Annotated in this window: 20 protein-coding genes; 14 read left to right on the top strand and 6 right to left on the bottom strand. The window is 39.7% G+C overall.

All coding sequences use genetic code 11. The features are described from left to right. Nucleotides 1–118: 118 nt before the first annotated feature. The 8 genes from groL to ACRRSQ_RS06755 all read left to right on the top strand — a co-directional run bounded on the left by groL (nucleotide 119) and on the right by ACRRSQ_RS06755 (nucleotide 9,097). On the top strand, nucleotides 119–1,771 hold the full coding sequence (groL, locus tag ACRRSQ_RS06790) for a chaperonin GroEL (protein WP_440874955.1): 1,653 nt from the start codon (nucleotides 119–121) through the stop codon (nucleotides 1,769–1,771). 365 nt (nucleotides 1,772–2,136) lie between these two features. Beyond that, nucleotides 2,137–3,033 (top strand): hypothetical protein, encoded by an 897-nt coding sequence (locus ACRRSQ_RS06785; protein ID WP_440874954.1) that lies wholly within the window; start codon nucleotides 2,137–2,139, stop codon nucleotides 3,031–3,033. Nucleotides 3,034–3,188: 155 nt separating this feature from the next. Beyond that, on the top strand, nucleotides 3,189–3,626 hold the full coding sequence (locus tag ACRRSQ_RS06780; RefSeq protein ID WP_440874953.1) for a hypothetical protein: 438 nt from the start codon (nucleotides 3,189–3,191) through the stop codon (nucleotides 3,624–3,626). A 570-nt stretch (nucleotides 3,627–4,196) separates the two neighbouring features. Then, a complete protein-coding gene (locus ACRRSQ_RS06775; protein WP_440874952.1) occupies nucleotides 4,197–4,823 on the top strand; it encodes a hypothetical protein in 627 nt (208 codons plus the stop codon). A 237-nt stretch (nucleotides 4,824–5,060) separates the two neighbouring features. Further along, nucleotides 5,061–5,834 (top strand): hypothetical protein, encoded by a 774-nt coding sequence (locus ACRRSQ_RS06770; RefSeq protein ID WP_440874951.1) that lies wholly within the window; start codon nucleotides 5,061–5,063, stop codon nucleotides 5,832–5,834. A gap of 328 nt (nucleotides 5,835–6,162) precedes the next feature. After that, nucleotides 6,163–6,732 (top strand): DUF4136 domain-containing protein, encoded by a 570-nt coding sequence (locus ACRRSQ_RS06765; RefSeq protein WP_440874950.1) that lies wholly within the window; start codon nucleotides 6,163–6,165, stop codon nucleotides 6,730–6,732. Nucleotides 6,733–6,800: 68 nt separating this feature from the next. Further along, nucleotides 6,801–7,304: a DUF3016 domain-containing protein gene (locus ACRRSQ_RS06760; RefSeq protein ID WP_440874949.1), complete on the top strand. Its 504-nt coding sequence runs from the start codon at nucleotides 6,801–6,803 to the stop codon at nucleotides 7,302–7,304. A gap of 158 nt (nucleotides 7,305–7,462) precedes the next feature. Further along, nucleotides 7,463–9,097, top strand: a complete 1,635-nt coding sequence (locus ACRRSQ_RS06755; protein WP_440874948.1) for a mechanosensitive ion channel family protein — start codon at nucleotides 7,463–7,465, stop codon at nucleotides 9,095–9,097. Between the two features lie 128 nt (nucleotides 9,098–9,225). Here the strand turns inward: ACRRSQ_RS06755 and ACRRSQ_RS06750 are convergent, their stop codons facing one another. Both ACRRSQ_RS06750 and epmB read right to left on the bottom strand, forming a co-directional pair. Then, on the bottom strand, nucleotides 9,226–9,528 hold the full coding sequence (locus tag ACRRSQ_RS06750; protein ID WP_440874947.1) for a hypothetical protein: 303 nt from the start codon (nucleotides 9,526–9,528) through the stop codon (nucleotides 9,226–9,228). 29 nt (nucleotides 9,529–9,557) lie between these two features. Then, a complete protein-coding gene (epmB, locus tag ACRRSQ_RS06745) occupies nucleotides 9,558–10,568 on the bottom strand; it encodes an EF-P beta-lysylation protein EpmB (protein ID WP_440875310.1) in 1,011 nt (336 codons plus the stop codon). A gap of 299 nt (nucleotides 10,569–10,867) precedes the next feature. Between epmB and efp the strand changes: the two genes are divergently transcribed. The 6 genes from efp to panP all read left to right on the top strand — a co-directional run bounded on the left by efp (nucleotide 10,868) and on the right by panP (nucleotide 16,903). Further along, the gene (gene efp / locus ACRRSQ_RS06740) at nucleotides 10,868–11,437 is read left to right on the top strand and encodes an elongation factor P (RefSeq protein ID WP_440874946.1); all 570 of its coding nucleotides are present in this window, start codon (nucleotides 10,868–10,870) and stop codon (nucleotides 11,435–11,437) included. A gap of 168 nt (nucleotides 11,438–11,605) precedes the next feature. Further along, nucleotides 11,606–12,280: an outer membrane beta-barrel protein gene (locus tag ACRRSQ_RS06735; protein WP_440874945.1), complete on the top strand. Its 675-nt coding sequence runs from the start codon at nucleotides 11,606–11,608 to the stop codon at nucleotides 12,278–12,280. A gap of 183 nt (nucleotides 12,281–12,463) precedes the next feature. Further along, nucleotides 12,464–13,384 (top strand): ABC transporter ATP-binding protein, encoded by a 921-nt coding sequence (locus tag ACRRSQ_RS06730; protein WP_440874944.1) that lies wholly within the window; start codon nucleotides 12,464–12,466, stop codon nucleotides 13,382–13,384. Between the two features lie 2 nt (nucleotides 13,385–13,386). Further along, nucleotides 13,387–14,160, top strand: a complete 774-nt coding sequence (locus ACRRSQ_RS06725) for an ABC transporter permease (protein WP_440874943.1) — start codon at nucleotides 13,387–13,389, stop codon at nucleotides 14,158–14,160. 18 nt (nucleotides 14,161–14,178) lie between these two features. Then, on the top strand, nucleotides 14,179–14,850 hold the full coding sequence (gene trmB, locus ACRRSQ_RS06720; RefSeq protein ID WP_440874942.1) for a tRNA (guanine(46)-N(7))-methyltransferase TrmB: 672 nt from the start codon (nucleotides 14,179–14,181) through the stop codon (nucleotides 14,848–14,850). Nucleotides 14,851–15,247: 397 nt separating this feature from the next. Further along, nucleotides 15,248–16,903 carry a pyridoxal-dependent aspartate 1-decarboxylase PanP gene (panP, locus tag ACRRSQ_RS06715; protein WP_440874941.1) on the top strand — a complete coding sequence of 552 codons (1,656 nt, stop codon included), beginning with the start codon at nucleotides 15,248–15,250 and terminating at the stop codon, nucleotides 16,901–16,903. Here the strand turns inward: panP and ACRRSQ_RS06710 are convergent. The 4 genes from ACRRSQ_RS06710 to folK all read right to left on the bottom strand — a co-directional run bounded on the left by ACRRSQ_RS06710 (nucleotide 16,900) and on the right by folK (nucleotide 21,911). Further along, nucleotides 16,900–19,437 carry a PilZ domain-containing protein gene (locus ACRRSQ_RS06710; RefSeq protein WP_440874940.1) on the bottom strand — a complete coding sequence of 846 codons (2,538 nt, stop codon included), beginning with the start codon at nucleotides 19,435–19,437 and terminating at the stop codon, nucleotides 16,900–16,902. The two genes, panP and ACRRSQ_RS06710, sit on opposite strands and share 4 nt — an antisense overlap. A gap of 275 nt (nucleotides 19,438–19,712) precedes the next feature. Next, on the bottom strand, nucleotides 19,713–20,558 hold the full coding sequence (gene panC / locus ACRRSQ_RS06705) for a pantoate--beta-alanine ligase (protein ID WP_440874939.1): 846 nt from the start codon (nucleotides 20,556–20,558) through the stop codon (nucleotides 19,713–19,715). A 27-nt stretch (nucleotides 20,559–20,585) separates the two neighbouring features. Next, a complete protein-coding gene (gene panB, locus ACRRSQ_RS06700; protein WP_440874938.1) occupies nucleotides 20,586–21,380 on the bottom strand; it encodes a 3-methyl-2-oxobutanoate hydroxymethyltransferase in 795 nt (264 codons plus the stop codon). A 33-nt stretch (nucleotides 21,381–21,413) separates the two neighbouring features. Next, entirely contained in the window at nucleotides 21,414–21,911 is a 498-nt protein-coding gene (gene folK / locus ACRRSQ_RS06695) for a 2-amino-4-hydroxy-6-hydroxymethyldihydropteridine diphosphokinase (protein ID WP_440874937.1), read from the bottom strand. Nucleotides 21,912–21,913: the final 2 nt, after the last annotated feature.

The following is a 21,913-nucleotide window of genomic DNA, read 5'->3' as shown; positions in this document are numbered from 1 at the left end:
CCGTGCTTCTGCTTTACTCTTAAGCGAAAAAGCATAATGTAAGCTTTGCTTAAGATAATACATTCGAACTCATTGCTTTAAGTAAGCGATGATACATAAAAAATTAAGGAAAAATAACATGGCTGCAAAAGACGTATTATTTGGCAACGACGCACGTGCAAAAATGCTTAACGGCGTAAACATTCTAGCTGACGCGGTAAAAGTAACCTTAGGTCCTAAAGGCCGCAACGTAGTATTAGACAAATCATTTGGTGGTCCAACAATCACCAAAGATGGTGTTTCTGTTGCTAAAGAAATCGAATTAGATGACAAGTTCGAAAATATGGGCGCACAAATGGTGAAAGAAGTTGCTTCTAAAGCCAATGACGAAGCAGGTGACGGTACAACTACTGCAACTGTTTTAGCGCAAGCTATTGTTAATGAAGGTTTAAAATCTATCGCTGCGGGTATGAACCCAATGGACCTTAAGCGCGGTATTGATAAAGCTGTTATCGCAGCAGTTGAAGAATTAAAAACACTTTCAACAGCATGTGCCGACAACAAAGCGATTGAGCAAGTTGGTACTATTTCAGCAAACTCTGACGACACTGTTGGTAAAATCATTGCAACAGCAATGGATCGTGTTGGTACAGAAGGTGTAATTACGGTTGAAGAAGGTCAAGCGTTAACTGACGAATTAGACGTTGTTGAAGGTATGCAATTCGACCGTGGTTACTTATCGCCATATTTTATCAACAATCAAGAAAGTGGTGCGGTTGAATTAGAAAACCCATTCATTTTATTAGTTGATAAAAAAATCTCAAACATCCGTGAATTACTTACCACTTTAGAAGGCGTTGCAAAAGCGGGTAAGCCACTATTAATTATTGCTGAAGATGTTGAAGGCGAAGCCCTAGCAACCTTAGTGGTAAACAACATGCGCGGCATCGTGAAAGTTGCTGCAGTTAAAGCACCTGGTTTTGGTGACCGTCGTAAAGCGATGCTACAAGATATCGCAACACTTACTGCAGGTACCGTAATTTCTGAAGAAATTGGCATGGAATTAGAAAAAGCGACTTTAGAAGACTTAGGTCAAGCTAAACGTGTTGTTATCTCTAAAGACAATACCACTATCATTGATGGTATTGGCGAAGAAGCTGACATTCAAGCACGCGTTGCGCAAATTCGCGGTCAAATCGAAGAAACGTCTTCTGACTACGATAAAGAAAAACTGCAAGAGCGTTTAGCCAAACTTGCTGGCGGTGTTGCGGTCATTAAAATTGGTGCAGCCACTGAAGTTGAAATGAAAGAGAAAAAAGCACGTGTTGAAGATGCCCTGCACGCGACACGCGCTGCCGTTGAAGAAGGCGTTGTTGCTGGCGGTGGTACTGCACTAGTTCGTGTTGCTGAAGCAATTAAAGACCTTGAAGGTTCTAACGAAGACCAAACTCACGGTATTAACGTAGCGATTCGCGCAATGGAAGCACCACTTCGTCAAATCGTCACTAACTGTGGCGACGAAGCGTCAGTTGTTCTTAACGAAGTACGTAACGGCGAAGGTAACTTCGGTTACAATGCAGGTAACTCAACTTATGGCGACATGCTAGCGATGGGTATTTTAGACCCAACAAAAGTAACGCGTTCAGCACTACAATTTGCTGCTTCAGTTGCGGGCTTAATGTTAACCACAGAAGCGATGATCACCGACGCACCAGTTAAAGATGCACCAGCTGCGCCAATGCCTGATATGGGCGGCATGGGTGGTATGGGCGGTATGGGCGGCATGATGTAAATTATGCTTGATTAAATTGCCTATTTCTTCGTTGCTTTATAGTTCGTTTAAGAAACACTAAACGTCACTATAAAGCGCCTTGAACTAAACAATTTATTCTGCGCCTAAATAAGCTTAATCTCTTATTAAATCAAAGCCTGAATAGTAATATTCAGGCTTTTTTATTGACTTAAATAAAAGAAGATGGGGTCGGTGGCATTGTTTTATGACTGACGCTAATTGTCGGTTTTATTAGTATTAATTTAACGTGTCACCGCCCCCTAGTACTCCTTTTTGTGCTTGTTGTGTGTAAATATAGATAACGTAGTGCGTTTTTTGTCGTATCTACACACCAATTTACGTCACTAAATGGAGCTTTGAAAACCATGGATAACAATAAAGAAGCGATAGAATACGAAGAAAAATTTAGAACCTTTATACTGAATACTCGAAAAATTTATTTACCCGTTGCGATAGTCATAATTGTAGGGTTTTATTTTGTTCATCATTATTTTGGCATTTCTGGTTTAGGCAGTAATGCAGATTTTGGGGCTTTTGGGGATTATCTTGGCGGTTTATTAAATCCTATTTTGGGCTTTTTAACGGTACTCTTGTTGGTTTATTCTATCTCTTTTCAATTACAAGAATTAAAAAGGATGAATAATCAAATAACTGAAACTAAAGAGATCCATAAAGATGCTGTTGTCTTAGAACAAAACTTGTTTACTCAACGTTCGTATCTAGAGGAAATAGACTTTCTTAATAGTAAAGTGAACAGGGCTATTAATGACCAGCGCATCTCTTATTCGATTGAAAATAATGTCAATGGATATGCATTAAGTGAATTACCGTTTGGTTTTGAGGCTGTTCCCGAAATAGATAAAGGTTTTGTTAAGCAAATAGAGCTAGCCACCAAAGAGATCATTAATTTAACACGTTGTTTTGATTGGGTCATGCAAGATGAACGACAAAAAGCTATGGATGCAAGTTATTACGAAATGCGCCTGAAAATCATCAGCAGTGAACTTTTCAGCGGAAAAGATAGATTTTATACATGGTTAAATACGTTAATTGCCCAGCTTAGCGTTACATTAATTAGTAAACAGGCTGATTATACGTTATCACTAACACAAGAAAGTGTTGCAAACGCTGACGAATTACAAAATCAAAATGAAGAATTTAAGATGTTGTTAAGCTCTTTAAAAAAATATTGCGAAATTTTAAAGACGTCATCTAAACCAAGCGCTTATAACTGGCAGTCAGAAGAGTTATATTTTGTATAACTTGTTAAAATTCAAAAAATTAAGAAGGGGCGGTTGTTTTATAGCTGAGTCTTATTGTCTGTTTCATTAATATTAATTTAGCGTGTCACCAACCCTTACTTGCTATAAAATAGAAGTACTAGGATTTAATAAGTACAAACACACTAAGGAAGGTTGTGAGTAAATATTCAGGTTGGGCGATTTGCCACATAATAACGATTGTTATTTTTTTGAGCGCCGCAAGTGCAGGTAGTCAACAAGGTCTAGCAAGTGACTTAGCTCAATTTCATTCTGATAAAATTTTACTGTGCATATACTTAATTTGGGGCTATAGCCTTACGCAAAGAATTCTAACTTCGCCAAATTACTTAAATATTGTAAGTGTATTATTAAGCTCGTTATATTTTTATACGGCATTTTGCATGTTTTCTGATGGTCATGTGGCGGGTTGGTCTCATAGTCAAGATATGATCACCGAGAAAGTTTTAATGGGCTTGTTTATATCTTTAATTAGTTTATTTACGATCTATATTCCTGTGATAGCGGTTGTCGCTGGGGTCGTTCAAAACTTTTTACTCAAAACTATTTGGCACCTTCAACAAAATGATTCATAAAGCGACCATATAAATGACTAAAGGGGTCGGTGACATTGTTTTATAGCTGAATCTTATTGTCAGTTTCATTAATATTAATTTAGCGTGTCACCGACCCCTTCTTGCTCTTCTTATTTAACGTCGGTTGTAATCAACCGTAATTGTTTTAGCTTCACCTTCCCTATTATTCTCAGCTTAGTGCTAAGCCATTTGTTGGCAAATGAAACCGAGTGTCTTGTAACTAGTTATCGGGTTATTCATTATTACTAAAGGGGTCGGTGACATTGTTTTATAGCTGAATCTTATTGTCAGTTTCATTAATATTTATTTAGCGTGTCACCGACCCCTTCTTGCTCTTCTTATTTAATGTTGGTTGTAATCAATCGTAATTGTTTTAGCTTCACCTTCCCTATTATTCTTAGCCTAGTGCTAAGCCATTTGTTGGCAAATGAAACCGAGTGTCTTGTAACTAGTTATCGGGTTATTCATGGCAACTTTACCGTATTCATCAATGAATATTTTGGCTTTTCGTATGTACAACGTTCTGAGCAATAGTTGCTCATCAACACATATATGAATAAGGGGTATATTATGATTTTATGGGGAAAAGACCATCAAGCACGAGCTGAGGCTTTAGCCGCGGCATATGGTGAACAAGCCATGGCAGAGGCGAGTTTGGCAAGATCAAACAAAGGTATTCAACCTGTAGTTTGTGTGGATGCGACACTCACCGTATGGGGACACGGCGGTGCTACCAAGTTTTCTGATATGTTAGATGTCGAATTCGGCGTGCTCATTCAAAACTGGAAAAAACAAAATCCAAGCCTTAAAACTGTCGAACTTGTAACCTGTGATGCACAGCACAACATTATACCTCTAGCAGGTTACGCCATGCGTGTTGCTAAATATGTCGATCGTGATTACAAAGATATAGTGATCAAGGCGTTGCCAGTAGGGCAACATTCCGACGACAGATCAGTACTTTGGGCTAATGCGGTCACCAGCACTTTCTGTTATCTAACGGCTCCTTCTCAAGTTACTTTTGATAGTGCAAATCAACGAGTGCAAGTACTCGACCCCATTTGTGGCGGCAATTTGAATGAAGTGGCTGCAGAAATGGCGAAAGAGCGCACCTCGTTTCCGCCTAATAACTTTACCGTAAGTGGCGGTAATTTGGGCTCTTTACGTGCATCTCTTGCCGTAATTAAAACCGCTTAATCAACTGGTAGCCATTGCGAAAAACGGCAGCTATTTGAGGTGTCGTATTTTTCGTTCCTGGTAATTTTTTATCTTTATTCTTAGCAGGTTTTTACTGTAATCCACTGTAATGTAAGTTTATTTTTTTATCGGTAGATTGATGGCGTGACTTTAAATTCACAATAAATGCAGTTGGTTATTGCCGTTAAAGTTGCATAACCACTGAGAATTATAAACAAATAATTGAGGAGAATAGAAATGGGACACGGACCTAGTTTGCGTAAAGCAATCCAAGATAAAGCTGATGCAGAAAAAGCACTTCAAGCAGAAATAGACCGCGTAAGAGCGACGCTTGATAATTCTGAGCAAGTGGCGTTTGATTATATCGATGGCCACACTAACGGTATCATTCTGGCGCGTGATACTCAAAAACCAGAGATTATGTTTGAGAATAACGATTCTTATACTAAATTCTCTGAGGAGTACAGCCTATCAGCCTTAGATCAAGTTATCGACGGTGTCGTTGATACCGCAAAAAATGCAATGGAAGTTGCAGCAACTGACGGAGATGACCCTAAGGCAGTTTTGGACCTTGTTGGCTCTATTGGCGGCTTGATTAAATCGGGCTTGGCACTCGCGGCGTCGAGCTCGACCACTAGTACTAAACTAACGGTCACATTCAGTCAGTTCAGTGTTGGCGATAAAAACTTTGCGGTATATAACGCGGTAAACTCTGGCGTGGTAAAAGCTAAGAATGCATGGGGTAATAAAGAAATCACGTTAGTTGCTCAAACAACAGTGCTCGCACAAGTGAAGGCGGATCCTAATTTAACTGCAGAGATCATGCTGCAAGATGATTTGAATACAGTCGCTCGCTTAGTTAAGGCTCGCAACAAGGAAATGATTGATGCTGTTGAAAAGGGCATTGATAATTCAGCGGCACTTGCGGTGGTTGAAAAAATGATCGACGAAGCAGAAGAGAACATCAAGAAGGATCGCGACAACCTTATGAGAGATTCGAAAAAATCTTAATGAATAGACCAAGGTTATTCTAATTACCCCTCACCTTATACGCAGTAATACAAGGGCGATGGATAAAAGGGGTCAGTGACATTGTTGTATATATGAGTTCAATTGTCAGATTCATCAATATTAACTCAGCGTGTCAGCGACCCCTTCTAGTTTAGACCCCTTATTGTGCCGACCTCTTCTTGCGCTTTTGCTGCCCATAAGTGTGAAAGCTGTTAGCGCTTAGGCATCAAAATACAACTTGTTGCAATTATTAAGCGGACTTTTTGTATACTAATTACCTTTTGTATTGCACTATTAACAAAATAGTAACGTATTTATAAGGTTAAAGATGAACAACACAGTTAAATTTATAGCGGCGATCGCAACGGCTATTTCATTATCGGCTTGTGTCAACGTTACACCTGAACCTCAACATAACCGAAACAATCAAGTGGCAATCTCTAGTGTGCGCGATTTGCCGATTTCTTACCCAGCGGGTAGCACCTTCAGCCTTTCACCAAAATATTTAAAACATGTGTCGTTTAAACCCGAGCAAGTTAAGCATATTTACGATATTTATACTCAAGCAATTGTTAATAGTTTGGTTGAACAAGGTTATGTGCAGGCGGAAAATTCAGAAACAGCACAGTTCTACGTTGGCTTTGGTCTTGCACTTGACGAAGATTTAGAAAGTAGCAACGTTAGCGAATTTTTTGGCGTTTCGCCCGGTCTACATGCAGTAGAAGACATGGATAAAGGTAGTTTCTTAGTCTTTATTGAAGATACCCAAACTACGTCAACAGTTTGGCGTGGCGCAGTACAAGGTTATGTACAAACACATTACTCAGCAGAAGAGCGCATGGACAGAGCGCAAAAAGTGGTCGACAAGGTGATGTTACAATTTTATACAAAGCTGTAGTAAATTTGATCAGTTATTTGTTGTGATTTTGTTGTAATGGGAATGAAAGTTACAAAGAGGAACGAAAGATGAAAAGAATATTTGTTGTATTATTATCAGCATTGTCATTTTTGAGCATAGCTCCAATGGCATCGGCTGCAGAATCTGAAGTGACTTGGACGAATCCAGATGACTATCGCGATATTCGCCCAGGTAATACCAGCACGAAAAAACGTTTTCAAGAGCACGTTTTTAGCGAATTAGAAGAGCATTTTGCAAAGCTTGCAAGTAAACTTCCTGAAGATCAAAAGCTTATTATCGACGTAACCGATGTTGATTTAGCTGGCGATGTAAGAATTGGTGCCATTAATCAAATACGTATCGTGAAAGACATTTACCACCCTCGCATTAAGTTCTCTTATCAATTGGTTAATGCTGACGGAAGTGAAGTGGTTGCTGACGAAATTAACTTAAAAGACATGAGCTTTTTATCAGGTAGTCAAATGCGCTACAGAAACGATGCTTTTGGTTATGAGAAAAAAATGCTTGATGACTGGTTTAACAAAACGTTCAAAACCATGATCACTAAATAGTGTTTTAGTCTCTATTGACAAAGGTCGCTTAGGCGGCCTTTTTTATTGCTTAATTTTTCTCGCCAAACTCTATAGTGAAAAGCGCAGTAAAGTGCTAGCTTTACCGCGTTAGTTTAGCTATAACAATAGTTTAATTATTGTCTGGTAACGGAAAACTTATGAAGGCATTTAATGCGTTTAGCTTACTTTTTTATGTTGTGTTCCTATTAGGGACCGCTCAAGCGCAGGTACCACATGATGTCTCTGTTAAAGAGATTTTAGAAAAAGAAGAACAACAAGAACAGCCCTTAACTCCCGTTGATTTAGCAAGCCAAGACAGCAGTATTCCACAAGACCCGTATAACCGTGGCACACCAAAATCGACAATGTATGGCTTTTTACAGGCCGCTCGCACCAATGATTTTGAATTGGCGAGTCAATATTTAGACTTTCGCAATATTAAAGCAAGCACTCTGGCCATTGGCAAAGTCGAATTAACCAAGCAATTGTTTGTGGTGCTTAACCGTACACTTTGGGTCGATATTGATAATTTAAGCGTCGACTATTACGGCCATGCCAACGATAAGCTGCCTAGCTATCGTGATTTACTTGGCACCATTACGCATAAAAAACATAATATCGACTTATATTTACAACGCGTGCCACGTAGCAGCGATCAAGTTACCGTTTGGAAAATATCTAATGCGACTGTCGCTAAAATTCCTTTTTTATCCGAAGAATTTGCGTATACGCCATTTGGTGAATGGTTAGCTGAAAATACCCCAGAGGTTAGTTTTTTAGGGGTCATGTTATGGCAATGGTTGTACTTTTTATTATTGTTAGTGTTTTATTTTCTTATTGCTAAAGTGATCACTTGGTTGGTAAGTAAAACGCTAAAACACATTTATCCAAGCATTAGCACAAGCACGCAGAAGTTCATTGAAAACCCTGTAGCCTTGGTCTTAGCGGTAATACTTGCACGCAGTTTGTTTGCCAAAGCCAATGTAACCTTGGCGGTACGAGCAGTTGCTGAAGGCAATACTTTGCTTACTTTAGCGTGGATTTGGTTAATTTTCAGTTTTATTGATTTAATGAAACTAAAACTCTCCGATCGTTTTGTTGAACAAGGTAAGCCGTTAGCGGTTTATTTATTACGGCCTGCTGGCACAGTGCTTAAATCGCTAATTGTTGTTTTTGCTTTATTAATATGGTTTGAAAATTTAGGCTTTAATGCGACAACGTTATTGGCAGGTTTAGGGATTGGTGGTTTAGCGATTGCCTTGGCAGCGCAAAAAACGGTGGAAAATATTATTGGCGCTATTACCTTATATACTTCTGCACCAGTGCGTATTGGTAATTTTTGTCGCTTTGGCGAACAGCTTGGTGTGGTGGAAGAAATTGGCTTGCGCGCAACCAGAATTCGTACTTTAGATCGCACAGTAATTTACATTGCCAATGCTCAGTTTGTCGACTTACACATAGAAAACTACTCGGAACGAGAGCGTATTGCTTATCGACCAAAACTGTTATTAAGCAACGATTGTCAGCAAGACAACATCTCAGCTTTGTTGGCTGATATTACGGAATTGTTGAATGAACATAAAGACGTGGCAGAAAAGCCGGTGCGTGCGCACTTTAAAGCCTTTACTAAACATGGTTTAGCGTTAGATATTTTATCGTATATTGAAACCACAGATTTTGATCAATATTTGCAAGTAACGAATCAGCTGAATTTGGCAATATTAGCCTTAGTGCGCAAACATCATTGTTCGCTAGTCACTTCTGCTGCAATGGTTGATATCGCTGCGAGCTAGAAGCGACCAGTTATAAGCTGCAAGTGGAAAGTGACTAGCTGCAAGCTCGAAGCGACAAGTTAGAAGCTATAAGCTGCAAGTTTAAAGTGGTTAGTGAAATACCAACAGTAAATAAAGATCAATACATTCTAGCTATGGCTGGCTTCAAAGTTACCAAGCACAGTAAATAATTGCTCAATTTTTTTCACAAGTGCAATTAATAATTGCTGATCTTGGCTTTGTTGCCACGCTAATAAATCGTTGGCGACTTCTTCTACATACGGTTGAAAGGTATTGTCGGAGCAGTTAAACCCTGCATCTTCTTTAAAAATGGCTTTAAAGCTGGCCTTATTTTTAGCGCGTAAATCGGCTAAGGTCGCGTCGGCGGCGAGCGACTTTTTTAAGATAATTGAAATGTTATCAACTAATTGTTGGTTTACTGCTTTACTCATGGATCGTTCCTATCAAAATAATCGCGCTATTATCGCAAATTAATGGCGGTTTTGTTAGCTTCTCCGGCAATTTCTCTTACCAATTTAGGCATTAAAAATCCTGGTAAAATTGCCATCACTTTTTTTATTAGTTCAACCGCTTCTCGCTCATCAATATCAAAATGCGCTCCTCCTTGAACGGGATCAAATAAGTGCAAATAATACGGTTGAATGCCAGCATCAAACAGCCGCTCACTTAAATTAACTAACCCATCAACATCGTCATTCACTCCTTTTAATAAGGTACTTTGGTTAAATAAAGGAATATGGGCGATACGCAGCTTATGCACCGCATCTTCTAATGTTTTATCTATTTCATTGCCGTGGTTGATGTGCAGCACCATAACCGCTTTTAATCGACTGCCCACTAATAAATCAACCAAGCCTTGGGTGATACGCTGTGGGATCACCACAGGTAAGCGGGTGTGAATACGTAATCGAGTAACATGTGGAATTTGTTCAAGTTGCTGCACTAACCAAGTTAAGTGCTCGTCGCTAGCCATTAACGGGTCGCCGCCACTAAAAATGACTTCATTGATGTCATGGTTATCTTTGATATAGCTAAGCGCACTTTGCCAGCGTACTTTATTTGGGCTGTTATCTTGATAAGGGAAATGACGACGAAAACAATAACGGCAATTAATGGCGCAACCAGCTTTTACCATCATCAGCACACGATGTTTGTATTTGTGCAATAAACCTTCTGCAACCGTATCGTGTTCGTCAAGTGGGTCGGTTACGTAGCCGTCAAGGTTGGCAAATTCATCAGCTAATGGCATCACTTGTTTCAGCAAAGGGTCATTAAAATTACCTTTTTCCATACGCTGAAGAAATGGTTTTGGCACCCTCACAGGGAATAACTTTCTTGCTTTAAAATGCTGCTGATATTTTGTTGGGCAAATATCTAACATTTCAAGTAATTGCTGCGGATCGGTGACCACATTTGCCAATTCTTTTTGCCAAGTTTGAGCAAGATCATCACAGCTGTCTGGAGATGACATAACGAGGGAAATTGGCACTGCAGGTTTTAACATAAAAAATTGTGGCTTGAATATTTTGGCCTAATTTTATGCTTTTTATTAGTACTTGGGTATTTAAAACTGTCTCTTTTGATAAAACCAGCCGATAAGAGCGCATTTAAAGTTCCGCTTTTTGAGCAACTCAGCGCGAAAAAGCCATTTTTGTTGAAAAAAAACAAGATGACGCAAAAAATACCGGAAAAATCGATGAAATAAACCCGTATACGGGGTATTATTTGCGGCATTAAAATATCAGTCTCTGTATTAATTAAGAGTATATTATGGCTAATTTCAGTACCAACCAGTTCAAAGCTGGTCTAAAAATCATGCTTGACGGCGAACCTTGTAACATTTTAGAAAATGAACTTGTAAAGCCGGGCAAAGGCCAAGCATTTAACCGTGTAAAAATTCGTAAGCTTATTTCAGGCAAAGTGTTAGAAAAAACATTTAAATCAGGCGAAAGTGTTGAAGGCGCTGACGTGATGGATACTGAATTAGCGTATTTATATTCTGACGGTGAATTCTGGCACTTTATGAATAACGAAACCTTTGAACAGTTAGCTGCAGATGAAAAAGCCGTTGCTGATAGTGCCAAATGGTTAGTCGATGGTGATGTTTGTACGATTACGTTATGGAATAACTCACCAATTTCAGTAACACCACCTAACTTTGTAGAGCTAGAGATCACTGAAACTGACCCTGGTTTAAAAGGCGATACTGCGGGTACGGGTGGCAAACCTGCTACATTAAGTACTGGCGCGGTAGTACGTGTACCATTATTTGTGCAAATTGGCGAAGTGGTAAAAGTTGATACTCGCTCTGGTGAATATGTATCACGCGCAAGCAAATAGCATTTACAAAAAATATTGTAAAAAAGCCTGCTGATGCAGGCTTTTTTATTTATAGTTATAAACAAGAGGCTGTTAATCTTTGTTTATAATAATACCAAGATCAATAGCCCCTAAGATATTGTTTATCTTATTCAATGTTTTTTGTCTTTCGCTTATTGAGGTTTACCTATGAGCATTAAAAAAATACTTTTTCTTCTTGGCGGCGTATGTTGCTTATCTTTTCCGGTTGTTGCTGACAATTTAAATGGCCCAAGTGTGCGCAGTGGCAAATGGGAAGCCACGTTTATGTTAACCCATAATGACGAACGCTTTCTTCAAGGCCAAGCGCTTTCCAGTGTCGATATCAAAGAAGCCACAGGTTGGGGCGCAAGTGTTGGTTATAACTTCAATGAACACTTTTTAGTGAATTTAGAGATGCTCTCGAGCGTGCCAAATTATCAAGCCACTTTTGTCACCGATGAAGTCGACCCGCAGCTGGAAACCATTAATCATAAAATGAATGTGGTGCACACCCAGTTAAATGCAGTTTATAACTTTAGTGCTGAACGTTTATCACCATTTGTTCAAGGTGGCGTGGGTTGGACGTATGTTGATAGCAATATTGCCGATGGGCCCGCACAAGGTATTTGTTGGTGGGATCCTTGGTGGGGCTATGTTTGTGACGGCTTCCAACCAACGTATCACGAATCAAACTTTAGCTATAACTTAGGGGTTGGCCTGCGTTATGAATTATCAAACGAAATGATTTTTAAAGTAAGCTACCGCAGATCTTATAGTGAACTAAATGGCAATACTGATCTAAACCTTGATATATTTACCTTTGAAATTGGTGCATTCTTTTAATTAATCACCCTCGTTTTTATTGGTAGAACAAAAGCCTGCAACTAGCAGGCTTTTGTTGCTTAACAAGCCATTAAATTTGTACCGATGTTTATCGACGAGTAAGTAAACATATTTTGTCGTTGTCATATTGAAAACGGCTAAACAACCCATATTAATAAGGTCTGTTGGCCAAAGGGTACCAAAATGACAAATGCATTAGAAATTTCAGATTTAGCAAAAACCTATAAAGGCGGCTTTCAAGCGCTTAAAGGCATTAATTTGTCGGTAGCACAAGGCGACTTCTTTGCGTTGTTGGGGCCTAATGGTGCAGGAAAATCAACAACTATCGGTATTATTACCTCACTCGTTAATAAAAGCGCTGGCCAAGTGAAAGTGTTTGACCACAGTATTGATACCGAGTTAGAGCAGGCAAAAAGTTATATTGGTTTAGTGCCGCAAGAATTTAATTTCAACCAGTTTGAATCGCTCATTAAAATTTTAGTGAATCAAGCCGGGTATTACGGCGTAGAGCGAAAAGTTGCTCATCAGCGCGCCGAAAAATATCTCAAACAACTTGAGCTTTGGGATAAGCGTGACGACGCTGCGCGGATGTTATCTGGCGGTATGAAACGTCGATTAATGATCGCACGGGCATTAATGCACGAACCTAAAGTGCTTATTTTAGATGAGCCTACCGCAGGTGTTGATATTGAACTACGCCGTTCAATGTGGGATTTCTTACGCGAGCTAAACCAACAAGGCATTACTATTATTTTAACCACTCATTATTTGGAAGAAGCGGAAATGCTTTGCCGTAATATTGCCATTATCGACAAAGGTAAAATTGTTGAAAATACCAGTATGAAAGCACTTTTAGCTAAGCTCGACGTGGAAACCTTTATTCTTGATGTCAGCGAAGACTTAAATGAGCCTGAGCTTGAAGGCTTTTGTCATCGCGTGATCGACGAGCATACTTTGGAAGTCGATGTGAAAAAATCACAAAGTATGAACAGCGTATTTATTCAATTATCTAAGCAAAATATTAATGTGCGCAGCATGCGCAATAAATCGAATCGACTTGAAGAATTGTTTGTTAATTTGGTCAATAATGGCGCTGGGAGCTAATCATGTCATCAAATGTTAATTTCATTGCCTTAAAGAGCATTTTGCACAAAGAAGTGCATCGCTTTATGCGTATTTGGGTGCAAACTTTAGTGCCACCAGCGATTACCATCAGTTTATATTTTGTAATTTTCGGTGAGCTCATTGGCGCTCGTATTGGGCAAATGGGCGGTTTTGACTATATGTCGTTTATTGTGCCGGGTTTGATCATGATGAGTGTCATCACCAATTCTTACTCGAATGTCGCCTCGTCATTTTTTAGTGCCAAGTGGCAACGTAATGTTGAAGAAATGTTGGTTGCGCCGGTACCGAATTGGGTGATTGTTGCCGGTTATGTTGGTGGCGGTATGATCCGAGGTATTTTGGTTGGCTTGATTGTAACCAGTATTTCCTTATTTTTTACTGACATTCATATTCACAATATCTGGGTTATTATTCTTACGGTTAGCTTAACCTCGGCAACGTTTGCTTTAGGTGGCTTAATTAACGCTATTTTTGCGGGTAGCTTTGATGATATCTCTATTATTCCAACCTTCATTTTAACGCCATTAACGTATTTAGGCGGGGTATTTTACTCGATTTCATTATTGCCTGAATTCTGGCAAGGGGTCTCTAAAATCAATCCTATCGTGTATATGGTTAATGCCTTTAGGTACGGATTTTTAGGTATATCTGATGTTAGTTTAACCGTTGCATTTTCAGTACTCGGTGTATTTATTGTCACCTTATTTGCCACTGCGATGACCTTAATCACCAAAGGTATTGGCTTAAGAAGCTAACTATTTTTAGAGAAAACCATGACACAAACACAAGCCCCAATGGGGGATTCAAAAGCCATTATTAGTAATCAACCAGGCGTTCATGAAAAGCTTGACGAGATTGTGCGTAAGCATCTTGCCCATCGTTCAAAAAAACCTTATCAAGCGCATACTGAACAAGCATTTAATGAAATGAATGCCATTGTTGAAAACTTTGACGGAGAAATTATTCTCGACTCTTGTTGTGGTGTTGGTCAAAGCACGCGTATTTTGGCAAAACAAAATCCCGATGCGCTGGTTATTGGTATTGATAAGTCAGCTCATCGTATTAATCGTAATATTGACGATGTTTGGCAAGCAGACAATTATCATTTGATCCGCGCCGATTTAAATGATTTTTATCGCCTAGTTGCTGCGGCTAATTGGCCCGTAAGTAAGCATTATATTTTGTATCCTAATCCGTGGCCCAAAGCTAAACATATTCAACGCCGTTGGCACGGCAGCGCGGTGTTTCCTGAAATCATTAGCATTGGCAGTGAAATTATTTTACGCAGTAATTGGCCGATTTATTTGCAAGAGTTTCAACAAGCCGCCGCTATTGCAGGTAGAGCAGGGCAGTTAACACAGGTGAATGAGGCTGAACCACTGACGCCATTTGAAGCAAAATACCAAGCAAGTGGTCAAACGTGCTGGCAATTGCGTGTGGAATAAAAAGTTTGTTCGTGTGAATGCACTTCTTTTTACACCTGCTTTAGCCAAATAAACTCATTTTTTGGTGGATTTGACCAACTTTCGAATCAGACTTTACGTACTAGATTTAATTTTTCTTTATAAAACAGGCGTGTACGTTTTGGTTCGATTTTTGAAAGTAACTCCTTAAAAGAAAAGAAGGGAGTTATCATCATGATTAAAGTAAAACAAAAAGTCTTATTTACTGCTTTTTCAGGCGTTATTGTTGTTGAATGTGCCTTGGTTTATTTGTCGAATGTGGCGCTTTAGTACCGTCAATACGTAAAAAAGCGAGACTTTTGCGTATTTTTTTATTAAAGTGCCCCGCTAAACTTGTAACTGAGCCTGTAATAAAACAGGCAAGCAAAAGTGAAACGGTATGACAACGGAAAAACGCGCAGCGAAAGTCTCTAAAGCGTCTTTGCATCGTATTTTTACAATTCCTGAAGCGCCTGATTCTAAGCTTGGAATTGTTGAACGAGAAATTTCTGAAAACCTTGCAGGCTTCCTCGGAAACCATATTGCAGCTTCAGAGCGCGCGTTAACTGATATCGAAAAAGACTTCGCCAGTTCAGAAATTCCTGAGCAACCCAGTTTTGTTTCTGATCATATGCATCATTTACTCGACAAAGTGGTTGCGCAATCAGTTCATACCTCAAGTCCTAGTTTTATTGGTCACATGACCTCAGCCTTACCTTATTTTATTTTGCCGCTGTCGAAATTGATGGTTGGTCTTAATCAAAACTTGGTAAAAATTGAAACCTCAAAAGCCTTTACGCCACTAGAGCGCCAAGTGCTCGGCATGATGCACCGCCTTGTTTATCAAAACAGCGACGATTTTTATCAGTCTTGTATGCACAGCGCGAGTAATTCGTTGGGTGCATTTTGTTCTGGCGGTACCATCGCTAATTTAACCGCACTTTGGGTGGCACGTAACAATTTACTTAAACCTGACGGCGATTTTAAAGGTGTGGCGCGCGAGGGGCTGTTTAGTGCATTAACGCACTATGGTTACAAAGGTTTAGCTGTTTTAGTATCAGATCGTGGCCATTATTCACTGAAAAAGTCAGCGGATGTCCTTGGCATTGGCCAAGATAGCGTTATTGCCATCCCAACCGATGAAAATAATAAAATTGATTGCCAATTATTGAAAGCGCGTTGCCAAGCACTGACCGAACAGAACATTAAAATATTAAGCATTGTTGGTGTTGCCGGTACAACAGAAACGGGCAATGTCGACCCATTAGAAGAAATTGCCGATATTGCCGAGCAATATCAATGTCATTTTCACGTTGATGCTGCGTGGGGCGGGGCAACATTACTGTCGAATAAGTATCGGCATTTAATGGCAGGTATTGACCGCGCCGACTCAGTAACGATAGATGCTCATAAACAAATGTATGTGCCAATGGGCGCAGGTTTAGTGGTGTTTAAAAACCCAGCATCGGTGGCTGCGATTGAACATCATGCGGAATATATTTTACGTAAAGGTTCAAAAGATTTAGGCAGTCATACATTAGAAGGTTCGCGTCCGGGCATGGCGATGCTCGTCTATGCTAGCTTGCATATTATTAGCCGACCAGGCTATGAAATGTTGATAAATCAAGGCATAGAAAAAGCGCAGCACTTTGCTAACTTGATTGAACAACAAGCGGATTTTGAATTAGTAACGCGCCCCGAGCTGTGCTTGCTCACCTATCGTTATGTACCTGAAGTGGTACAAACTGCGTTAATGAAAGCAAACGTTGAACAGCGAGAACAACTCAATGTCTTGTTAGATAAACTCACTAAATTTATTCAAAAACGTCAGCGGGAAAATGGTCGCTCATTTGTGTCGCGTACCCGTATTGAAGTCTCAATATATGATGGGCGTAAAATATTGGTATTTCGTGTGGTATTAGCTAACCCATTAACTTCACAAGATATTTTAGCCGATATTCTTACCGAACAATTGGCATTGGCAAAAACGAGTCAAACATTTTTACCCGAATTGCTAACGCTAGCAGAGCAGGTTAATGTTAGTAAAGTGGGTTAACTCGCACTCGATAACAACAATAATAATTCTTCTTGTTTTAACCATTTATCGATAGAGGCAAGTACTTGCTGACTGTGGTCGGTTATCTCACCTATGCCGGCAATATGGTTAATTTCGTCCAGAACCTCTTCGGCATCGTAAGGGGATAATTGCTCTAAATAGCTCAATTCGTCTCGATAGGTTTTATCAAAAATTTTTTCCGGTTGGCTAATTTTCACCCGCAAAATTGTTGGTGTGCCAAAAGCGGTAATTTTGTTCATTAGCTCAGGTAATCGTCCTGACTGACGAATTTTTTGTAAGTCGCCAATTGAATGCAAAATTTGCTGACTTTCATCATCTTTACGTGGCACGACAATTAAATAGAATACTTCAGCTTGTTGGTTACTGTTCACTTTATTAATTACTGACAAGCAATGGTTTTGAAATTTCTCTTCACTTACTACATGACTAATTGCCTGCTTGTTAGTGGCACAATGATTAAACGCATCACTGTTTTGCAAGGTTGGAATATTGGTGTCTGCTGTTAACGCAATGGAGTTGATAAACCATTTTTGTTTGTTTTGATGAATAAAAAATGGCATGCATAAATGATTGTTTGCGTATATGTTTTGCAAAGCTTGGCTTAAGCCATAAACTTGGTCGGGCTCCATTCCACTGGGCTTTAAATGATCTAAGTTTTGGTAGATGAACTCGCGAATTGCACGACTGGCCGTATGATGTTGCGGTAAGCCACTCACCGTTAAACGAACAACATGATTGTCGTTGTTGCCAATGACTTGGTATTTTTGATTGTTTAAGGTCACCATAGCGCCGCGATAAGGCATTTTAAGCGTTAAATGCAACTCTGCCCCAGGTTTAAACTTATGAGGCTGTTTAAGGAGGATTGACATGCCTTTAGCTGAAATATTCTGGCTAGTGGCAGAAACTTTACAGCTGGTTTTATCACTTCGGGTGATGACGAGATCTATTGGATATTCAAACCTATCTTCTGAACGCAATTCGTTATTGTCAACGTTGATAACAGCCATTTCAGTATTAAGTGTCCGTTGAGGTAGTGAAAACTTCAATGGAATTTTTTCTGTTTGGCTAGCAACTGCGTTTACCGCCATGGCTTTAGGTAAGGCTAAAACACTGTTAATTTCGGTGACGTCTGATAAAACGGCAAAGAAGCTACTGTCAGAAAGACTATTTTTAACGCCTTGCGTCAGTGGTCTATTAAGAATTGCCATGGCTGAATTGACATGGTTTGGCATCGCACTGGGCACATAAGCATCATGTAAGGCGTCAATGGGTTTAATGCTAAGCTTAATAAAACGGTAGTCACAGTGATTTAAATGCTGCTTTATAAACTTTAAGGCGCTCGGATCGTGCGCCAGCTGGTCTTGCCAAATAACGGCAAATTGCAAACTGTTTGATGATTCGAGCCTGAAAATATAGGCATAAAAGTCGGCTTTTTCTTGTTTTTCAAAGCTTTTTTGTAGCTGTGCATTGCCAAAAATACGGCTGACAATATTGTCTTGCTCATCAACAGAAAGAAACCGCCACAAGGCTTGGTTATTTGTAGTTTTTAACGCATTTGACGGTCGCCAGTGATTGTTCTCTTGGCGACAAACCATGGCGATATCACTGGTGCTATTAATGGCAAATTGCTGGTGTGCTTTGGCAAGCACTGAGCCAACGAGTGGAGTTATTTTTAAATGGTGTTGATCACGTCGTAACTCAAATTGGCGGTTTATAAGCTCTGTTAAAGTGCCGACTGTTTTTGCGGTATTTTTTTCTTTGATATGCAGGCGGTAATGGTGTTTGCCACTTGCGATGGTCTTTTTATGCTCTTCAATACCACAGACCAAAATAATATCATCTTGAATATTTAACGCTTTGTGATGTTCGTATAACCAAATAAACACCTCACTCGCGTCAGTATCCATGGCTTGTGCTTCGCTCGTAAGCACGCAACTTAACATGTTTAAATCAACTACCTGAGCGTCTTTGCCAATTTCTTCCCGGCCTTTGCGAGAAAGACTGGTTGGATCATAGGCAAACACTTTGCATTTAGGTGAGTAGTCGACATTAGGCTCGCGATATAAGTTCTTATTGACTAAAGGGGTAGTTTTTACTGAGTCGATTGGCGTTGTACTATTACGCTTTATTTCTGTGCGTTTTTCTTTTTCGAAGATTAAATGGCGTTCTTTTGCTTGTTCGCTGATTTCATTGTAGCAATGTAAGGTGAATTGACCGTTATTGGCTTTAATACTTTCTAAAAACAGTGATTTGGAAATTTCGTCTAGATAATGACACAGATTTTCATGTTGCACAGGTTCGCAATTATCAAACCAAAGGCGATAATCTAACGTTTTCGCACAAGGTTTGGCCAGTCGCTTAATTTCCATTTTAATTAAAAAACGGTTGCCAGCATTCGTTTTTGGCGTGAGTTTCTCAATTAAAGTATCTAATTTCGGGTGCTGCGCATACGAAATTAAACTTAATATAATCGTACGGTAAGCAACAAGATCACTGCTAACGCTAATAGTCATTTTTATTCTTATTATGTGTTTATTTTTATTTGTTTATTGTCCTCGCTCTACCACGAGTCGCTTATTTTTATGCACGCTGTAATTAACAAGCGTTAAACATACTAGGGTGGTTTTGTTGGTATTTCAACCAATTTGCACGGTTTTAAATGATCTGGGTAGTTTATCTTTGCAAAAATGAAAATAAGTTTTAGCGGAATTTTGAAATTTACATGAGGTCGTAAATTAAACTATGCCTCTTTGATACGTGTAGAGGCATAGTTTATTTGGGATTGGGGTTAAATTGAAACTTGTAAATTGTCGATTAATCGAGCTTTACCGCAATGTGCGGCTGCCAAAATGACCAACTCTTTATCGTCTTCACTGGCCGGCTGCAAAGTTCTTGCATGACAAATATGAATATAGTCGGTATGCAACCCTGCATTATCGATGTAGCTAGCTGCTTGTTTGGCTAAGCCAAGAAAATCGTTATTTTTTTGAATTTCGCCGGCAAGCCACTCTAGGTTTTGATAAAGTGCTGGCGCGACTTTTTTCTCTTCTTCAGTTAAATAACCATTTCGGGAGCTCAGCGCTAAACCACTGCTTTCACGTACTGTTGGTACGGGAATGATCTCAATTGGCATTGAGAGATCTTCTACCATGGTTTGAATAACCTGTACCTGTTGGTAATCTTTTAAACCAAAACAAGCCACATCAGGTTGCACTAAATTAAACAGTTTACACACTATGGTTGATACGCCGCGAAAATGGCCCGGGCGACTTTCTCCGCAATAGCCTTCAGAAACATTCGGCACTTCAACAAAGCTTTGTTTATCTAATCCTTTCGGGTAAATAATTTGTGGCGTAGGAGTAAACAATAAATCAGTTTTGGCTGCGATAAGTTTCTCTTGATCGGCCGTCATTGTACGTGGGTAACTGTCTATGTCTTCATTCACACCAAACTGCATTGGGTTGACAAAGATACTTGCGACCACTTTATCTGCATGTTTATGTGCTTCAGTAACTAACGATATGTGACCTGCGTGCAGATTGCCCATGGTGGGCACAAATGCAATTTTTAATCCTTGCTGACGCCAAGCTGATATTTGCTGGCGTAATTCACTAATGTTATCGGTTGTTTTCATAGCTAATGTTTATCTTTTAGTTTGTGATCACTTGAAAATATGTTCTGGACCAGGGAAGTTGCCATTAGAAACTTCACTGATATATAACTCAACAGCTTTTTTGATATCACCGGTATCAATTAAAAAGTTGCGAGAGAATTTAGGCATATAACTACATGAAATACCAAGTGCGTCGTGCATCACCAAAATTTGTCCGTCGGTATCTTTACCTGCACCAATACCTATCGTAGGAATTGATATCGCTTCTGAAATCGCTTTGCCTAGTTCACTTGGAATGCATTCTAGTACTAATAATTGAGCGCCAGCAGCTTCTAGTGCTTTTGCATCTTCAATCATGGCTAATGCTTTGTCGTTATCACGCCCTTGCACTTTAAAACCACCAAACACATTAACCGATTGTGGCGTTAAACCTAAATGCGCACACACTGGAATACCGCGTTCAACCAAACCTTTGATGGTGTCAATCAACCATTGACCACCTTCCATTTTTACCATGCTAGCACCCGCTTGCATTAGTTTGCTTGCGTTAACGTATGCTTGCTCGGTAGTGGCGTAGCTCATAAATGGCATGTCGCTGATGATAAGCGTTTCTTCAACACCACGTTTTACACATTGGGTGTGATAGGCCATGTGGTCGATGTCGACAGGTAATGTATCGTCTTGACCTTGTAAAACCATGCCTAAAGAATCACCAATTAAAATTGCGTGAATACCTGCTTGGTCGAATAGCTTAGCAAAACTAGCGTCGTAAGCGGTGATAGTTGATATCTTCTCACCTTGGTTTTTCATTTTTTGCAATGTCGACGTGGTTATTTTAGCCATAATTGGGATCCGTAATTGTTGATTTTTTGCGTATTACTGCCACGCAATCTTACCTTGATTTTCAAGGGAGTTGCGGGCTATTTTTTCACTGAGTTCTAGAACACTGTCACCGTCGGGTAGTGTTAAATTAGGTGCGATTTCTGCCAAAGGTAACAGCACAAATTCACGTAATTTCATACCATAATGCGGCACAGTTAATCGTTCATCGTCAATAATCTCTTGGTTATAAAGCAGAATATCTAAGTCTAATATGCGTGCGCCCCAGCGATTTTCTTTGCGCACACGTCCTGCTTGGTTTTCAATGTTTTGTAATTGATCCAATACCGCATGGGCTGACAATGGCGTAGTAACGGCTATCACCGCGTTAACATAGTCAGGTTGGTCTTGTGGCCCCATAGGTTTACTTACGTACAACGAGGACACTTGTGTTACTGCAATACTTGCTAGCGCGTCAACTTCAGCAACGGCCTTAGTCACTTGCGTTTTAGGGTTAGATAAGTTGCTGCCGATGCCGATATAAACAAGGTTCATTG

Source organism: Thalassotalea sp. PLHSN55 (assembly GCF_052030545.1).
GTDB lineage: Bacteria > Pseudomonadota > Gammaproteobacteria > Enterobacterales > Alteromonadaceae > CANMXU01.
Note: the sequence above shows the minus strand (reverse complement) of the source record. Positions and strands in the feature narration are given on the sequence as shown.

Excerpts from the sequence above, each read along its gene's own strand:
- groL (WP_440874955.1), top strand. The coding sequence starts at position 119 with ATGGCTGCAAAAGACGTATTATTTGGCAACGACGCACGTGCAAAAATG.
- ACRRSQ_RS06785 (WP_440874954.1), top strand. The coding sequence starts at position 2,137 with ATGGATAACAATAAAGAAGCGATAGAATACGAAGAAAAATTTAGAACC.
- ACRRSQ_RS06775 (WP_440874952.1), top strand. The coding sequence starts at position 4,197 with ATGATTTTATGGGGAAAAGACCATCAAGCACGAGCTGAGGCTTTAGCC.
- ACRRSQ_RS06770 (WP_440874951.1), top strand. The coding sequence starts at position 5,061 with ATGGGACACGGACCTAGTTTGCGTAAAGCAATCCAAGATAAAGCTGAT.
- ACRRSQ_RS06765 (WP_440874950.1), top strand. The coding sequence starts at position 6,163 with ATGAACAACACAGTTAAATTTATAGCGGCGATCGCAACGGCTATTTCA.
- ACRRSQ_RS06760 (WP_440874949.1), top strand. The coding sequence starts at position 6,801 with ATGAAAAGAATATTTGTTGTATTATTATCAGCATTGTCATTTTTGAGC.
- ACRRSQ_RS06755 (WP_440874948.1), top strand. The coding sequence starts at position 7,463 with ATGAAGGCATTTAATGCGTTTAGCTTACTTTTTTATGTTGTGTTCCTA.
- ACRRSQ_RS06750 (WP_440874947.1), bottom strand. The coding sequence starts at position 9,528 with ATGAGTAAAGCAGTAAACCAACAATTAGTTGATAACATTTCAATTATC.
- epmB (WP_440875310.1), bottom strand. The coding sequence starts at position 10,568 with ATGTCATCTCCAGACAGCTGTGATGATCTTGCTCAAACTTGGCAAAAA.
- efp (WP_440874946.1), top strand. The coding sequence starts at position 10,868 with ATGGCTAATTTCAGTACCAACCAGTTCAAAGCTGGTCTAAAAATCATG.
- ACRRSQ_RS06735 (WP_440874945.1), top strand. The coding sequence starts at position 11,606 with ATGAGCATTAAAAAAATACTTTTTCTTCTTGGCGGCGTATGTTGCTTA.
- ACRRSQ_RS06730 (WP_440874944.1), top strand. The coding sequence starts at position 12,464 with ATGACAAATGCATTAGAAATTTCAGATTTAGCAAAAACCTATAAAGGC.
- ACRRSQ_RS06725 (WP_440874943.1), top strand. The coding sequence starts at position 13,387 with ATGTCATCAAATGTTAATTTCATTGCCTTAAAGAGCATTTTGCACAAA.
- trmB (WP_440874942.1), top strand. The coding sequence starts at position 14,179 with ATGACACAAACACAAGCCCCAATGGGGGATTCAAAAGCCATTATTAGT.
- panP (WP_440874941.1), top strand. The coding sequence starts at position 15,248 with ATGACAACGGAAAAACGCGCAGCGAAAGTCTCTAAAGCGTCTTTGCAT.
- ACRRSQ_RS06710 (WP_440874940.1), bottom strand. The coding sequence starts at position 19,437 with ATGACTATTAGCGTTAGCAGTGATCTTGTTGCTTACCGTACGATTATA.
- panC (WP_440874939.1), bottom strand. The coding sequence starts at position 20,558 with ATGAAAACAACCGATAACATTAGTGAATTACGCCAGCAAATATCAGCT.
- panB (WP_440874938.1), bottom strand. The coding sequence starts at position 21,380 with ATGGCTAAAATAACCACGTCGACATTGCAAAAAATGAAAAACCAAGGT.
- folK (WP_440874937.1), bottom strand. The coding sequence starts at position 21,911 with ATGAACCTTGTTTATATCGGCATCGGCAGCAACTTATCTAACCCTAAA.